Below are 15578 nucleotides of genomic sequence, written 5' to 3' on the forward strand. Positions count from 1 at the left end.
AGCCGACATGAAAAAACGTTATTTGTGGCTGGCCGGCGCCGCCTGGTTGTTCAGCGGCGTGGCGATGGCGTTGACGCTGGATGAGGCGAAGCAGCAAGGGCGGGTGGGCGAAACCCTGAGCGGCTATATCGCCCCGGTGAAGCAGGACGCGGAAACGCTGGCGCTGGTGAAGCGCATCAACGCCGGCCGCGCCGAGAAGTATCAGGAAGTGGCGGACGGCAACCATATCGCCGTCGACGAAGTGGCGCGCATGGCCGGGCAGAAGCTGGTGACGCGGGCGCAGAGCGGCGAGTATGTGCGCGGCATCAACGGCCAGTGGCTGAAGAAATAAAAAAAGCGCGCCGTCTGGCGCGCCAAGAGATACGGATAGATGATTATTATGAGGGTAGTGCAGGTTTGACAGGACGTGCGTCTTGTCCGGCAGGGGCGCGGCGCCCCTGCGCAGGGTCTTAGGCAGCAACCACCTGAGACAGGGCCGCCTTGGCGTCTTCCTGTGCTTTGGTCGCCACTTCCGGGCCGTAGGCGATGCCTTCCGCGAAGACGAACTCCACGTCGGTAATGCCGATGAAGCCCAGGAACAGACGCAGGTAAGGTTCCACCAGGTCGGTCGGGGTGCCTTTATGAATGCCGCCGCGGCTGGTCAGGATCACCGCGCGTTTGTTTTTCACCAGGCCTTCCGGACCGTTTTCGGTGTAACGGAAGGTCACGCCGGCGCGGGCAACCAGGTCGAAATAGTTTTTCAGCTGGGTCGGGATGTTGAAGTTGTACATCGGCGCGGCAATCACGATGACGTCATTGGCCTGCAGCTCGGCGATCAGCTCGTCCGACAGGGCCAGCGCTTCTTGTTGACGCGGGGTCAACGGAGCATCGGAAGGACGCAGCGCGCCGACCAGTTCACCGTCCAGCACCGGGATGGGCTGTGCGGCCAGATCGCGCACGGTGATGGTGTCGCCGCTGTGGGCGTTGCTCCATTGCTCTACGAAGAAATCGGCCAGTTGGTTAGACTGAGAGTAGGTCGCCAGGATGCTTGATTTCAGAACCAATACGTTGCTCATCGATAATTCCTTACGTTGTGACAGTGACATCAGGACTCAGCGTCCCTTGCATGGAGTACATGCTATTCACATTCCTCCAACAGTGATAGCGCAATATTTCGAGATCTTCGTTCGATTTTATTGAATGACATGGCGAGGCTTTACTCGCGGAAGTAGGGGGAGAAAGCCGTTTGTGATAGGCTGTGCGGCTAAAGCAAAAAAATCGCTAAAAAAACATCAAACCGTTGCCAAGCCTGGCCTTGGCGGCGAAGAAACAAGGAACACCGAACGTGAAATCTCCGCTCGAGGCACTGCCGACCCAACTGGGTGAGCTGATGCTCCGCGATCAACAACGTCTGCGTCGTCGCCTGCAGGGCGCACGAAAAATCAAAAATCCCGATGCCCAGCTGGCTGTGGCCGCCGAAGTAGAAAGCGACATCGCGGCGGCGCGGCAAAAAGTGCAGGCGCGCGCCGCGTCTTGCCCGCGCATTACCTATCCGGAAAGCCTGCCGGTCAGCCAAAAAAAACAGGACATATTAAACGCCGTCCGCGATCACCAGGTGGTGATTGTCGCCGGGGAGACCGGCTCGGGGAAAACCACCCAGCTGCCGAAGATTTGCCTGGAACTGGGGCGCGGGGTGAAAGGGCTGATCGGCCATACCCAGCCGCGCCGCCTGGCGGCCCGCACCGTCGCCAACCGCATCGCCGACGAGCTGGAAACCCCGCTCGGCGGCAGCGTCGGCTACAAGGTGCGCTTCAACGATCAGGTGGGAGAAAATACCCTGGTCAAGCTGATGACCGACGGTATCTTGCTGGCGGAAATTCAGCAGGACCGCCTGCTGATGCAGTACGACACGCTGATCATCGATGAAGCGCACGAGCGCAGCCTCAACATCGACTTTATTCTCGGCTACCTGCGCGAACTGCTGCCGAAGCGCCCGGATCTCAAGGTGATCATCACCTCGGCGACCATCGATCCGCAGCGCTTCTCGCGCCATTTCAACAATGCGCCAATCATCGAGGTTTCCGGCCGCACCTACCCGGTGGAGGTGCGCTACCGCCCGGTGGTCGACGACGGCGACGATACCGATCGCGACCAGCTGCAGGCGATTTTCGATGCGGTGGACGAGCTTGGCCGCGAAGGGCCGGGCGACATTCTGATCTTCATGAGCGGCGAGCGCGAGATCCGCGATACCGCCGACGCCCTCAACCGCCTCAATCTGCCGCACACCGAGGTGCTGCCGCTGTATGCGCGCCTGTCGAACAGCGAGCAGAACCGGGTGTTCCAGTCGCACCACGGCCGCCGCATCGTGCTGGCCACCAACGTGGCGGAAACCTCGCTGACGGTTCCGGGCATCAAGTACGTCATCGATCCGGGCACCGCGCGCATCAGCCGCTACAGCTTCCGCACCAAGGTGCAGCGCCTGCCGATCGAACCGGTGTCGCAGGCTTCCGCCAACCAGCGTAAAGGGCGCTGCGGCCGCGTATCGGAGGGGGTGTGCATCCGCCTGTACTCCGAGCAGGATTTCCTGTCACGGCCGGCGTTTACCGATCCGGAAATTCTGCGCACCAACCTGGCGTCGGTCATTCTGCAGATGACCTCGCTGGGGCTGGGCGACATCGCCGCGTTTCCGTTCGTCGAGGCGCCGGACAAGCGCAACATTCAGGATGGCGTGCGCCTGCTGGAAGAGCTGGGGGCGATCGCCACCGCCGACAACGGCCACTATCAGCTGACGCCGCAGGGCCGCCAGCTGGCGCAGTTGCCGATCGACCCGCGTCTGGCGCGCATGGTGCTGGAAGCGCAGAAGAGCGGCAGCGTGCGCGAGGTGATGATCATCACCGCCGCGCTGTCGATTCAGGATCCGCGTGAGCGCCCGATGGACAAGCAGCAGGCCTCGGATGAAAAACACCGCCGCTTCGCCGACAAGGACTCGGACTTCCTGGCGTTCGTCAACCTGTGGGATTATCTGCAGGAGCAGCAAAAGGCGAACTCCTCCAGCCAGTTCCGCCGGCTATGCCGCAACGATTTCCTCAACTACCTGCGGGTGCGCGAGTGGCAGGATATCTACACCCAGCTGCGCCAGGTGGTGAAAGAGCTGGGGCTGCCGATCAACAGCACGCCTTCCGACTACCGCAGCGTGCACACCGCGCTGCTGACCGGCCTGCTGTCGCACATTGGCCAGAAGGATGCGGACAAGCAGGAATACACCGGCGCGCGCAACGCCCGCTTCTCCATCTTCCCCGGCTCCGGCCTGTTCAAGAAGCCGCCGAAGTGGACCATGGTGGCCGAACTGGTGGAAACCAGCCGCCTGTGGGGGCGCATCGCTGCGCGCATCGAACCGGAATGGATCGAGCCGCTGGCTCAGCACCTGGTGAAACACAGCTACAGCGAACCGCACTGGTCGAAGTCGCAGGGGGCGGTGATGGCCAGCGAAAAGGTCACGCTGTTCGGCCTGCCGATCGTCGCGGCGCGCCAGGTCAACTACGGCTCCATCGATCCGCTGCTGTGCCGCGAGCTGTTTATTCGCCATGCGCTGGTGGAGGGCGACTGGCAGACGCGCCACGCCTTCTTCCGCGAAAACCAAAAGCTGCGCGCCGAAGTGGAGGAGCTGGAGCATAAATCACGCCGCCGCGACATTCTGGTGGATGACGAAACGCTGTTCGGCTTCTACGATCGCCGTATCCCCAACGACGTGGTTTCCGGCCGTCATTTCGACAGCTGGTGGAAGAGCGCGGTCAAACAGCAGCCGGATCTGTTGAACTTCGAAAAAGAGATGCTGATCAAGGACGGCGCCAACAAGATCAGCGCGCTCGATTACCCGAACTTTTGGCATCAGGGCAACCTCAAGCTGCGGCTGAGCTACCAGTTTGAACCGGGCACCGACGCCGACGGCGTGACGGTGCACATTCCGCTGCCGATCCTCAACCAGGTGGAGGAGCAGGGCTTCGAATGGCAGATCCCCGGCATCCGCCGCGAGCTGGTGATTGCGCTGATCAAATCGTTGCCGAAACCGGTGCGCCGCAACTTCGTGCCGGCGCCGAACTACGCCGAGGCGTTCCTTGGCCGCGTCACGGCGCTGGAATTGCCGCTGCTGGACGCGCTGGAGCGCGAGCTGCGGCGCATGACTGGCGTGACCGTGTCACGTGATGACTGGCAGTGGGATCAGGTACCCGATCACCTGAAGATGACCTTCCGCGTGGTGGGCGAGAAAAATCAGACGCTGCGCGAAGGCAAAGACCTGGCCGCGTTGCGCCTGCAGCTGAAAGAGAAGGTGCAGGAGACGCTGTCGGCGGTGGCCGACGATGGGCTGGAGCAGAGCAATCTGCATGTCTGGAGCTTTGGCCAACTGCCGGCGTTTTACGAGCAGAAGCGCGGCGGCTATTCGATGAAGGCTTACCCGGCGTTGGTGGATGAAAAGGACAGCGTGGCGATCCGCCTGTTCGACAGCGAAAGCGAGCAGCAACAGGCGATGTGGCAGGGCACGCGCCGCCTGCTGTTGCTGAATATTCCTTCGCCGATCAAATACCTGCATGAAAAGCTGCCGAACAAGGCCAAGCTGGGGCTCTACTTCAACCCGTACGGCAAGGTGCTGGAGCTGATCGACGACTGCATTTCGTGCGGTATCGACAAGCTGATCGCCGAACACGGCGGCCCGGTCTGGCAAGAAGAAGGCTTTGCGCGCCTGCAGGAGCAGATCCGCGCCGAGCTGAACGACACGGTCGTCGAGGTGGCCAGGCAGGTTGAGCAGATCCTGACGGCGGTCTTCAACATCAACAAACGGCTGAAAGGCCGGGTGGATATGTCGTTGGCGCTGGCGTTGTCGGACATCAAAACCCAGCTTGGCGGCCTGGTCTACCGCGGTTTCGTCACCGGCAACGGCTGGAAACGCCTGCCGGACACGCTGCGCTACCTGCAGGCGATCGAACGCCGATTGGAAAAACTGGCCATCGATCCGCATCGCGATCGCGCGCAGATGCTGCGGGTGGAGCAGGTGCAGCAGGCCTGGCAGCAGTGGCTGAACAAGCTGCCGCCCAAGCGGCAGCAGGAGGAAGAGGTGAAAGCGGTGCGCTGGATGATCGAAGAGCTGCGCGTCAGCCTGTTCGCGCAGCAGCTGGGCACGCCGTACCCGATCTCCGACAAGCGCATTCTGCAAACTATCGAACAGCTTTCGGGCTAAGTTCGGGCGCGCCGGCCGGCAAACGGCCGGCGCAGCGCAAGTTGAAATTCAGAGAACAGAGAAACAGCAACGGCGCTTGATGCGCCGTTATGAGAGCTACTTGCCTGCCGCCAGGGCGTCTAGCGCTTCGCGGATGCCGGGCACCGCCAGGGCGCGGTTGTCGGCGCGGTAGCGATCTTTCGCCGCCGGCGCCGAGCTTTGGATGGCGATCAACTGCCAGCCGTCGGCGGTTTTCAACAGCAGCGGTGAGCCGCTGTCGCCGGGCAGGGTATCACACTGGTGCGACAGTACGCCTTGCTGGGCCCAGCCGGTGACCTTGCAGTTTTGGTGGCTGTAGAGGTCATCCAGATGATCCTCCGGGTAACCCGCCTGAGTAATCAACCGCTTGGCCTGTTTCAGGGCCTGGGTCAGCGCCTTGCTGTCGCCTTGCCACAGCGGCAACGGTGCGATCGGCAGCGGCTTTTTGTCTTTCAGACGGATCAGCGCAAAGTCATAAGCGGCGGCGGCGGGTGGCACGATCCAGCCATCGCCGTCCGGCTTCAGCTTTTTGCCCAGCTTGCTGTCGACCAGAGTTTCGATATTGTCGGTTTGATACCGCCAGGATTTATCGCCCGCCACGAAGCGCAGGGCGATGGCTTTATCCAGTTGCCCCGGCGGCGCCAGCACGCAGTGGCCGGCGGTCAACGCCAGGTGTGGGGAGATCAGCGTGGCGGTACACAGATTGCCGCTGGCAGTTTCGACCTGGCCGATGGCCTGCCAGGGCTGGGCGGTGGTATCCGTGACCTTGATGCGTTCATCTTTGCCGAAAAACAGACGCGTTTGCTCGGCCTTGGACGGGTCGTCGGCGCGTGCCGCCTGAGCAGCGATGAGCGGGAGTGAGCACAGCAACAGTAAAACGGATTTGCGCATAGATCTCTTGCCTGACAAATACGGATCATCCATAAACACACTGAATGCTAACTATAGACTGATTTAGCATCCGTGTGGATGGGCAATAATTGATTTTTCAATAATTTCCCGCCGGCGATGCGGCAGGCTACAGGTAAAAAAAGACGGCGATCAGGCCGCAAAGGATCAGGGCGGTCAGAACGATCTCGAACAGGTAGCGGCGCAGCATCAATGCGAACCCCCGATGAAAAAACACCCGGCGAACCGGGTGTTGTACACGTCAAGCCTGAAACGGTGAGGGGAGCCTCACGTTGTTACGCCTTTTTGTGGCTAGCTTTCTTGTGGTGTTTTTTAGCCGCCTGGGCTTTTTGGGCCGGGGCTTTCGCACCGGCTTTTTTGTGATGCTTTTTGGCCGCCTGAGCTTTCTGAACCGGGGCTTTCTTGCCGTGGTGTTTCACCTGGGCTTTAGCCGGCGCAGCGGTGGCGGTGGTTGCGCTAGCCGCAGGTGCGGTGGTGGCAGCCTCGGCAGCGAAAGCTACGGAAGACAGACCCATTGCAGCGGCAACAACCAGAGCTAATACTTTTTTCATCGCAGAATCCTCAATATGGCTTTTGGGTATCAACCCCACTGCGGGGCCGTTGAAATGATAGTAGGCAAACGGCGTCCGCCTTTCCGTGAGTGATTGGTTTCGGCATGTAACCTAATGTACAGGGCGGCGGTGGGGAGTGGGATTGCTGTTATAATGACCGCCAGGCACGGTAAAAAGGATTTAACATGAACGAGATATCAATTCGTTGTGGCGTGACCGAACAGGGCGAGGTGCCGCTGGCCTATGAGGACTGGGGTGATGAGGCGCACCCGCCGCTGCTGCTCATCATGGGTATCGGCGCACAGCTTTTGCTGTGGCCTGACGACTTCTGCCGCGCCCTGGTGGCCAAGGGATTTCGGGTGATCCGCTATGACAACCGAGACGTCGGCCTTTCCGGCAAAACGCAGGCACAACGTACGCAGCCGTTGTGGCTGCTGATGTTGCGCGCCCAGCTCGGTTGGCAAACGCCGGTGCCTTATACACTGGCGGACATGGCGGCGGACGCGGCGCATCTGCTCGATCATTTACGCATTCCGCAGGCTCACGTACTGGGCGCTTCGATGGGGGGGATGATCGCCCAGGTGCTGGCCGCCGAATACCCGCAGCGCGTCGCCTCGTTATGCATCTTGTTCTCCAGCACCAATCAACCGCTGTTACCGCCGCCGGCCCCTTCGCTGCTATGGCTGTTGGTGCGCCGGCCTGCGGCCGATTTGACGCTGCAGCAGCGCCACGAGGGGATGAAAACCTTCCTGCGCGCGCTCGGCACCCGATTTTATCCGCCGGAGGAGGCGGAGCTGGATACGCTGGTGACGCGGTTGCTGAAGCGGGGCGTGGATCCGGAAGGCATGCAGCGGCAACTTTCCGCGTTGCTCGGCAGCGGCGATCTGCGTCGTTATAGCCGGCGCATAGCCGCGCCGACGCTGGTTATTCACGGCGATCGCGATCGGCTGGTGCGCAAGGCGGGTGGGGTTGCGATCGCCCGTGCGGTCGCCAACGCCAAATTGCATATCATGCCGGGTATGGGGCATGACCTGCCCGCGCCATTGAGGCCGCAGCTGGCGGCGATGATCGCCCGTCATGCGCTGGGATGAGAGGCCGGAAAGCCCGGCGTTTTTTGCTATTTTAGTTACAACATACTTATGGTGAGTAGCCAGCCGCCACTCTGTGGCCAAGGCGTTGTCGGCAAGGAATGCGCGCTATGAAACATTATCCGGTCATGCAGGCGGGAAAAGGGCGCGGCCGGGGCCGCGCCAGGAGAGATTACAGGTAGCGGGTTTCCAAATGCTGACGGAAGTAGCGCGGGTTGAGCGCTTCGCCGGTCGCGTTGGCGATCAGCGTTTCGGTCGGGAAACGGCTGCCGTGGCGCCAAATATTGTGCTGCAACCAGTGGAACAGCGGCTGCAGGTTGCCGGCGGCGATATCTTCGCTCAGCGAAGGCAGGGCCTGACGCACGCTGTGGAACAGCTGCGCGGCGTACATCGCGCCGAGGGTGTACGTCGGGAAGTAGCCGAAGGCGCCGTCGGTCCAGTGAATATCCTGCATGCAGCCGTTGCGGTAGTTGCCGATGGTGTCGAGGCCGAGGTAAGCCTGCATCTTCTCATTCCACAGCGCCGGAATGTCTTCCACCTCAATATCGCCTTCGATCAGCGCTTTTTCAATTTCGTAGCGCAGGATGACGTGGGCAGGATAGCTCACCTCGTCGGCGTCGACGCGGATCAGGCCCGGTTTAACGCGCTGGTTGAGGCGAATAAAGTTGGCCTCTTCCAGCGCCGGCTGTTCGCCAAACTGCGCGGTGACCAACGGACGCAAGATCTTCAGGAATTCATTGCCGCGCGCCAGCTGCATTTCGAACAGCAGGCTTTGCGATTCATGGATAGCGGTGGAACGAGCCAGGGCGACCGGCTGGCCGAGCAGATCGCGCGGCAGGTTCTGCTCGTAGCGGGCGTGGCCGGTTTCGTGCACGATGCCGAGCAGCGCGGTCAAAAACTCTTTCTCGTTGTAACGCGTGGTGATGCGCACATCTTCCGGCACGCCGCCGCAGAACGGGTGGGCGCTGACGTCGACGCGGCCGTTGTCGAAGTTGAAACCGAGCAGCTTCATCACGCTGAGGCTAAGCTGGCGCTGGGTGTCTACATTGAACGGACCCTGCGGCGCCTGGCAGGGCTCGTTAGCCTGTTTGGCCACCACGCGCTGCAGCAGATCCGGTAGCCAGGTTTTCAGATCGCCGAAGATGCGGTCGAGATCGCTGCTGCGCATGCCCGGTTCATACAGGTTTAGCAGGGCGTCATAACGGCTGGTGCCGGCCGCCTGCGCGCGGATCTGCGCTTCTTCCCGGCTGAGCTTGACCACTTCGCGCAGGTTGTCGGCGAAGCCGTCCCAGTCATTGGCCGGGCGCTGGGCGCGCCAGGCGTGTTCGCAGCGCGCGCCGGCCAGCGATTTGGCTTCGACCAGCGCGGCCGGCAGCAGCACGGCGTCTTCATATTGGCGGCGCATTTCGCGCAGGTTGGCGCGGTCGATTTCGTCCAGCGTCTCTTGCTGCGCGCGATCCAACAGCGCGCCGGTGCTTTGTGCCGTTAAAATCTGGTGCTGCAGTACGCTCAGCTCGGCCAGTGCTTCGGAGCGCGCCTTGCTGCCGCCCGGCGGCATCATGGTTTGCATGTCCCAACCGGCGATGGCGGACAGGTGGCCGAAACGCGACAGCCGGCTGAACAGGGCGCGCAGGTGATCGTAAGCAGACGTGTTGGAATGTGCAGATGTCATTATTATTCGGCTCCAATGAGAAGGTCTGGCGGCTTTACGCCAGATCGGCTTTTAAACTGAATGTCGGCTTCACCGGCCAGCAGAAACGGAAGCTGGCGCCGCCGAGCGAACTGCCTTCGACGAACACCTGTCCCTGGTGGGCGACGGCGATGGAATGGACGATGGCCAGCCCCAGCCCGCAGCCGCCGGTAGCGCGATCGCGGCTGGGATCGAGACGGACGAAAGGTTCAAACACCCGTTCGCGCTCTTCCGGCGGGATACCCGGCCCGTCATCCTCGACCTGCAAGCAGGCGAGGTCGCCGTCAAACCACAGGCCAACGCGCAGCCGCTGTTCGGAATAGCGCAGCGCGTTGTTGACCAGGTTGTCGAGCACGCGCTCCATCAGGCGCAGATCGACGCCGCCGAAGTCGCCGACGTGCGGGATATCGAGCTGGATGTCGCGATCCTGATGGATCAGGCGGATATCATCGACCTTGTCCTCGAGCCACTTTGGCAGATCGATGGGTTCAATGTTTAACGCAACCTGCGGACGGTCCAGACGGGCATAGGTCAGCAGCTCGTCGATCAGCGACTCCAACTGGCCGATATCGCGGTTCAGCGCCTGCTGCTCGCTGTCGGACAGGTTATCGCTCATTTCAAGCCGGTAGCGCAGGCGCACCAGCGGCGTGCGCAGCTCGTGCGCGATGCCGTCGATCAGCTGTTTCTTGCTGGCGATCAGGGTATTGACGTTGTCGGCCATCTGGTTGAACGCCACGCCGAGCCGGCTCAGGCTGGAGGTAGGATCGAAGTGGGTGCGTTCATCCAGATGCCCGGCGCCGAGCCGCTGGGCGGCGTTTTCCAGTTTGAGCAGGTCTTGCCAGTGCGGCCGCATCCACAGAAACACCGGCAGCGCCAGCGACATGCCGATAAACACCAGCAACACCAGATCCAGCAGGCGCATCTGATGCAGGTAGAACAGATAAGGAATGGGGCCGACCACCAACACATAGTGGCTGCGCGGAATGCGCTGCATAAAGGTGTACTGATCGTCGAGGGCGATGATTTCCCCCAGCCGCAGCCGCTTTTTCAGATCCTCGCTCAGCTCCTGTTTGCCGAGCGGCTCGATATGCAGCTTGAACGACAGGTTGAGATCCAGCGTGGCGATGGTCTTGTTCCAGTCCTTCAGCGGGATTTCGCGCAGCTCGCTGCGCATCAGGTACAGCGAACTTTTCATCAGATCGTCCATCGACTGGCGGCCGGCGCGCTCGGCGGTCACTTTGTACACCAGGCCGACCAGCATCGCCATCACCAGAAAACAGACGAATAGCAACAGGAAGAACTGGACGAAAAGTTTTCTCATTGTTGCACCGATGCCCAGGCGTTAGGGGCGAACAGATAACCTTTATTGCGCACGGTCTTGATACGGAACGGCTCCAGCGCGTTGTCGTACAGCTTGCGGCGCAGGCGGGAGATCGCCACATCGATGCTGCGGTCCATACCGTCATAGCTCACGCCGCGCAGGTTTTGCAGCAGCGCCTCGCGATCCATGATCTGCCCGGCGTGGGTCGCCAGCTCCCACAGCAGATCGAAATCCGAGGTGGACAGCGTGACGGTTTCTTCGCCCAGCGTGACCTGCCGGTTGACCGGGTCGATGCACAATAGCCCGAAATGCAGCGCGTTGTGCTGGGTGAGCGGCTGAACCGACTCTTCTTTCGGCTGCTGGCTGTGTTGGCGCAGGTGCAAACGCAGGCGAGCCAGCAGCACCGCCGGCGGCGTGGTTTTCAGGATATAGTCGTTGGCGCCCATCTCCAGCGACAGGATATGGTTCATGTCGCTGTCGAGCGAGGTGAGCAGCACGATCGGGCCGGGGAAGGTGGGGCGCAGATCGCGGCACAGCGTCATGCCGTCTTTGCCGGGCAGCATGATGTCCAGCAGCACCAAATCGGGTTGCTCGTGCGCGATGCGCGCCTGCGCGCTGTCGCCGCGCGGTTCGATCAGCACCTCGATGTCGTGTTTGCCCAGATAGGCGGCGATCAGCTTGCCGACTTCAGGATCGTCTTCCACAAAAACAATTTTATGCATATGCCCGTGTTTTAATAAGAAAAGCGGATTTCAGCATAGCGCGGCCCGCAGGGATGCGCCATGCGGATCTTGGCCTCAGCGCAGCGGCCGGCCGCCGTCGACGCCGTGGGTGCGGCCGGTGACGTAGCGGCTCTCCAGCAGGTAGTTAACCAGGTTGACCACTTCGCTCTCGCCCGGCGCGACCTTCATCAGCGATTTCGCCAGCGCCTGCTGGCGATAAGCCTCGTCGTCGCCAGGATTGAAGATGATCAGCGCCGGCGCAATGGCGTTGACCTTGACCTCCGGCGCCAGCTTGCGGGCGAACGAACGGGTCATATTGTCCAGCGCGGCCTTGCTGGCGGCGTAGGCGATGTGTTTGTCGCTGCCTTTTTCCACCACGTAGTCGGTCAGATGGATAATGTCCGCGCCGGCCTGGCCCTGGCCGGTCAGGCAGGTTTCAAGCAGTTGGTTGAGCAAATAGGGCGTATAGACGTGAATTTGCAGCATCGCCGCCATCACCTGTTCCGGCGGCACCTGCGGCGACTCTGCCTGCCAGGCGCTGGCGTTGTGGATCACCGCGCGCAATTTGGGCGCCACCTGCCGCACCTGGTCGGCGAAACGGTAAATGCCTTCGTGCGTGGAAAAGTCGCCCTGAATGCAGCAGGCGCCCAAGGCTTTCAACTCGGCCATCGCCGGATATTCGCTGCGATAGGCGATGATGACGGGAACGCCGCGCTGGAGAAACGCTCTGGCGAGCGCCAGCCCGATGCGCCGCGCGCCGCCGGTAATCAGCACCGGGGCAGAGTTGGGGTGTTCCATTGATTAAAGCTCCTGGACAGACTGGCAAACAATAGGGGAATTATGCCATCATACGGCGGAAAGTCGTTAAAGCTTCGCATGATTATCCATTTCTGGATGTAAGATCCCCAATGCATTTCAGGTTGTCGCCCGGCGGCGGCTTGAAAGACCACGGGTTAACACTGGCCATGAGAGGAATGAGGGGATGAACAGCAATCACCTTGCATCCATCGCGCGCAGTGAGAAAATCTGTTTCGACTATATGGATTTTCTGTCCGCATCGTGCAGGAAGCACTGGCGCTTTGTTGATGCTATTTATGGTGTGATGCCGATCTTCGGCATGGTGTTGAAATCGCGCGTGACCACGTCACAAACGCGCAAAGAGCAGTTGAAAGAGCTGGCGCTGCAGGTGGTGTCAACCCAGGTCAGCGATGAAACCAACATTGTGCGCCTGATTGACCTGGCGCAGCAGCAGGGTCTGACGGTATTTGATATTCAGCTGCCCTATGAGCTGGAGGCGCAGCAGCTGGCGGCCATTCAGAAAGAGTGCGCGGAAGGCATCGCGATCGCCCTGGTGGGTGAGCGCATGACCGTCACCATTCCCCCTAAAAGCTGACCGGGAATCAACCCGGCCACTCGTTGATGGTTAGGCAATTGACTTGTCGCGATAGCCTAACCATGAACGTGATATTCCGCGCCGCGTAGCGGCCTGCCTTTAAAGCCGGGTCCCGGCATTGGGGCCGGAGCGTAGGGTATAAATGCCGTCTATATGAATCAGCACTGCGTATTTCGGCGGCTTCATTCCATTTTTTTCTGCAAACGCCAGCGCATCGTCAAACGGCTTGCCCGCCAGGAACAGTTCCGGGGTGCCGACGAAGCGGTAACCGTCCAGCGCCTCGCGATCGATAACCACGACGGCCATTTTCGATCCTTCCCTGATATTTTGCAGCGTCTGGCCGCCGGTATTTTCGTTGTAAATCAGCGTACGGTCGTCATACAGGCGCAAAGAGCGCTTGGGGCCGATATCGGGCATGCCGCTTGGGCTGCTGGTCGCCTGCACAGGCAGCTGTTTGGCCAGCATCTTTTTCATCTCATCATTCAATTCATTCATTGGCAGATTACCCCTCAGGTCGTGGTGGCGTTGTTAATGCACGGTGGCGGAATGGTTCGCCGCGGGCGCGCAGACGCTGGTTTCCGGCAGCCGGTGCTCGCGCAGCGCCTGCAGCGTTTCAATTCGGAACCGCAGCAGGTGCCGTTCGGCGATCTGCTGCATCTGTTCGCACAGCGAGGTGTCGTCCATCAGTTGCTCGATGGCGAGCCGGGCCTGATGCACGTGGGGTTCTACGCCGCGAAGCGGCTTTTGCCGCAGGCGCAGATGGGTGATGTTGTTGAACGTGACGATCAGCGCGGCCAGGGCGGATTCGAAAAGATGCAGTGCGTCAAACCGTTCGGTATATTCCGCGTTTTGCCAGGGCCGCTCGGCGACGAGCGCCTGAGCGGCCTCCAGCGCCTGCTGGTAGTGCGCCATCGCCAGGCGATCGCGCCGCTGATTGAATGCCGTGTTGCCCTCGGCGATCAGCGCTTCCCAGGCGGTAAACAAGGGTAATGCATGCAGCAGTTTTTCAGCCATGAAATGCCTTCCATTTTCAGCCGGTCTAAACCCGCCTCCTGACGCCTCTCGGCAGGGGGCACTCGCGTCTTGCCGTTAATACTCAAATGATAATGATAATTAATTGCATTTAAGATCGCAAGAGAAGCAACTGACGGATCAACAACGGGTAGCGGGGTAACGAGGAAAGAAGGGGGAAACGAAATGCGGCTGACGGGCAGCCGCATTGACAGGCGATTTTAGTGCAGCATAAGCCAACCGGCAGGCAGCGTGGCCGCCAGCAGCAAGAAGATGCTGCTCTTTTCCAGCCGGTTGAGCAGATTGATGTCCCGATGGCCGCGGCGGGCATACATGAACACCAACAGCCCAGGCGCATACAGCAGCACCGACATCAGCAGGTGCATCAGCCCGGAAGCGTACAGCAGCCACAGGCCATAGACGCAGGCGCCGGTGGCGGCGAAGATCAGGCGTTTGTCGCGGCGGCGGTAAGCCACCTTGAACAGAAACGCGCCAACCAGGAAGTAAGGCACCAGGATCATTTCCGAAGCGATGGTCAGCAGCGAGTTATAGTTGCTGCCGGTCAGCCAGATCAGCACCAGCGCCAGCTGCACCGCGATGTTGGTCAGCCACAGCGAAGAGGACGGGGCATGATGGCGGTTCTGCTTGCCGAACACGCGCGGAAACGCGCCGTGCTGCGCGGCCAGCAGCGGCACTTCCGCCGCCATGATGGTCCAGCTCAGGTAGGCGCCGCACACGGAAATGATCAGGCCGGCGGCGATGAGCACGTCACCCCACGGGCCGATCAGTTCCACCATCAGCACCGCCATCGACGGATTGCGCATTTCGGCCAGTTCGCTGCGCGGCACCACGCCCAGCGACAGCAGCGTCACCATCAGATACACCGCCAGCGCCGACAGCACCGCCAGCATAGTGGCGCGGCCCACGTCTTTCTTATTGCGGGCGCGGGCGGAAACCACCACCGCGCCTTCCACGCCGATAAACACCCACAGGGTGATCAACATGGTGTCCTTGACCTGTTCCCACACCGGCTTGCCGAGGGCGATGCCTTTGAAATCCAGCGTGAACACGTCCATTTTAAAGGCGATCGCCGCCAGAACGGCGAATATTCCCAGCGGCAACAGCTTGGCGAGGGTGGCCGCCAGATTGATGCTGGCGGCGGTTTGCACGCCGCGCAGCACCAGCGCGTGCACGATCCACAGCAGGGCGGATTCGGCGATCAGCGCCTGCCAGGTATTGCCGTCACCGAGAATCACGCTGCCGCCGCGATCGGTGAAGATACTCAGCGCCGCGAACACGATCACCAGATACGAGACGTTGGCGATCACGGCGCACAGCCAGTAACCCCAGGCGGAGCAGAAGCCCACCAGCTCGCCGAACCCTTCCTTGGCGTAGGTGAAAATGCCGCCGTCCAGATCCGGACGCAAACGCGTAAGCAACAGCATGGCGAAGGCCAAAAACAGAATGCCGACGCCGGTGATCCCCCAACCCAGCAGCAGCGCGGCGGGGCTGGCGACCTGCGCCATGTTTTGCGGCAGACTGAACACGCCGGCACCCAGCATTGAGCTGAGCACCAAAGCGGTTAGCGCGGTAAGACCGAGTTTTTTTTCCAATGACGGATCCTGAACGCAGAATAAACAACTGGAAGGGAACTGCTTGGTGG

15 protein-coding genes are annotated in these 15578 nt (G+C 61.0%); 5 read left to right on the forward strand and 10 right to left on the reverse strand.

Annotation, left to right across the window (positions count from 1 at the left end):
* Positions 1-7 precede the first annotated feature (7 nt).
* Positions 8-331, forward strand: coding sequence for a YdbL family protein (locus ACJ8HN_RS05275; RefSeq protein WP_033634662.1), 324 nt, complete (start codon positions 8-10; stop codon positions 329-331).
* Complete coding sequence (locus ACJ8HN_RS05280; RefSeq protein WP_107685435.1) at positions 316-453, forward strand: hypothetical protein; 138 nt, start codon at positions 316-318, stop codon at positions 451-453. The genes ACJ8HN_RS05275 and ACJ8HN_RS05280 overlap by 16 nt, the downstream gene beginning before the upstream one ends.
* On the opposite strand, the gene azoR is transcribed toward ACJ8HN_RS05280, so the two are convergent.
* Complete coding sequence (gene azoR / locus ACJ8HN_RS05285; RefSeq protein ID WP_015377994.1) at positions 450-1055, reverse strand: FMN-dependent NADH-azoreductase; 606 nt, start codon at positions 1053-1055, stop codon at positions 450-452. The two genes, ACJ8HN_RS05280 and azoR, sit on opposite strands and share 4 nt — an antisense overlap.
* A gap of 269 nt (positions 1056-1324) precedes the next feature.
* On the opposite strand from azoR, the gene hrpA reads away from it, so the two are divergent.
* Positions 1325-5212 (forward strand): ATP-dependent RNA helicase HrpA, encoded by a 3888-nt coding sequence (gene hrpA, locus ACJ8HN_RS05290; protein ID WP_121535782.1) that lies wholly within the window; start codon positions 1325-1327, stop codon positions 5210-5212.
* Positions 5213-5308: 96 nt separating this feature from the next.
* Here the strand turns inward: hrpA and ACJ8HN_RS05295 are convergent, their stop codons facing one another.
* Both ACJ8HN_RS05295 and asr read right to left on the reverse strand, forming a co-directional pair.
* On the reverse strand, positions 5309-6121 hold the full coding sequence (locus ACJ8HN_RS05295) for a trypsin-like serine peptidase (protein ID WP_048321623.1): 813 nt from the start codon (positions 6119-6121) through the stop codon (positions 5309-5311).
* Between the two features lie 293 nt (positions 6122-6414).
* Positions 6415-6690, reverse strand: a complete 276-nt coding sequence (gene asr / locus ACJ8HN_RS05300) for an acid resistance repetitive basic protein Asr (protein ID WP_033648431.1) — start codon at positions 6688-6690, stop codon at positions 6415-6417.
* 185 nt (positions 6691-6875) lie between these two features.
* Here asr and ACJ8HN_RS05305 point away from each other — a divergent pair, with 185 nt between their 5' ends.
* A complete protein-coding gene (locus ACJ8HN_RS05305) occupies positions 6876-7781 on the forward strand; it encodes an alpha/beta fold hydrolase (protein WP_033648430.1) in 906 nt (301 codons plus the stop codon).
* 169 nt (positions 7782-7950) lie between these two features.
* Here the strand turns inward: ACJ8HN_RS05305 and ACJ8HN_RS05310 are convergent, their stop codons facing one another.
* From ACJ8HN_RS05310 to folM, 4 genes are all read right to left on the reverse strand, one after another.
* Positions 7951-9450, reverse strand: a complete 1500-nt coding sequence (locus ACJ8HN_RS05310) for a carboxypeptidase M32 (RefSeq protein ID WP_043147523.1) — start codon at positions 9448-9450, stop codon at positions 7951-7953.
* 34 nt (positions 9451-9484) lie between these two features.
* Entirely contained in the window at positions 9485-10789 is a 1305-nt protein-coding gene (gene rstB, locus ACJ8HN_RS05315) for a two-component system sensor histidine kinase RstB (RefSeq protein ID WP_033648428.1), read from the reverse strand.
* Positions 10786-11511: a two-component system response regulator RstA gene (gene rstA / locus ACJ8HN_RS05320; protein WP_103798503.1), complete on the reverse strand. Its 726-nt coding sequence runs from the start codon at positions 11509-11511 to the stop codon at positions 10786-10788. Before rstA ends, rstB begins: the two co-directional genes overlap by 4 nt.
* Positions 11512-11586: 75 nt before the next feature.
* Entirely contained in the window at positions 11587-12309 is a 723-nt protein-coding gene (gene folM / locus ACJ8HN_RS05325) for a dihydromonapterin reductase (protein ID WP_033634654.1), read from the reverse strand.
* A gap of 184 nt (positions 12310-12493) precedes the next feature.
* On the opposite strand from folM, the gene ACJ8HN_RS05330 reads away from it, so the two are divergent.
* Positions 12494-12904: a hypothetical protein gene (locus ACJ8HN_RS05330; protein ID WP_033648426.1), complete on the forward strand. Its 411-nt coding sequence runs from the start codon at positions 12494-12496 to the stop codon at positions 12902-12904.
* Between the two features lie 99 nt (positions 12905-13003).
* On the opposite strand, the gene ACJ8HN_RS05335 is transcribed toward ACJ8HN_RS05330, so the two are convergent.
* From ACJ8HN_RS05335 to ACJ8HN_RS05345, 3 genes are all read right to left on the reverse strand, one after another.
* The gene (locus ACJ8HN_RS05335; RefSeq protein ID WP_043147521.1) at positions 13004-13399 is read right to left on the reverse strand and encodes a pyridoxamine 5'-phosphate oxidase family protein; all 396 of its coding nucleotides are present in this window, start codon (positions 13397-13399) and stop codon (positions 13004-13006) included.
* Between the two features lie 33 nt (positions 13400-13432).
* Positions 13433-13918 carry a hypothetical protein gene (locus ACJ8HN_RS05340; RefSeq protein WP_033634651.1) on the reverse strand — a complete coding sequence of 162 codons (486 nt, stop codon included), beginning with the start codon at positions 13916-13918 and terminating at the stop codon, positions 13433-13435.
* Between the two features lie 218 nt (positions 13919-14136).
* The gene (locus ACJ8HN_RS05345) at positions 14137-15528 is read right to left on the reverse strand and encodes an amino acid permease (RefSeq protein WP_442523126.1); all 1392 of its coding nucleotides are present in this window, start codon (positions 15526-15528) and stop codon (positions 14137-14139) included.
* Positions 15529-15578 lie beyond the last annotated feature (50 nt).

Source organism: Serratia sp. CY29653 (genome assembly GCF_052169255.1).
In the GTDB taxonomy this organism is placed as follows: Bacteria; Pseudomonadota; Gammaproteobacteria; order Enterobacterales; family Enterobacteriaceae; genus Serratia; species Serratia sarumanii.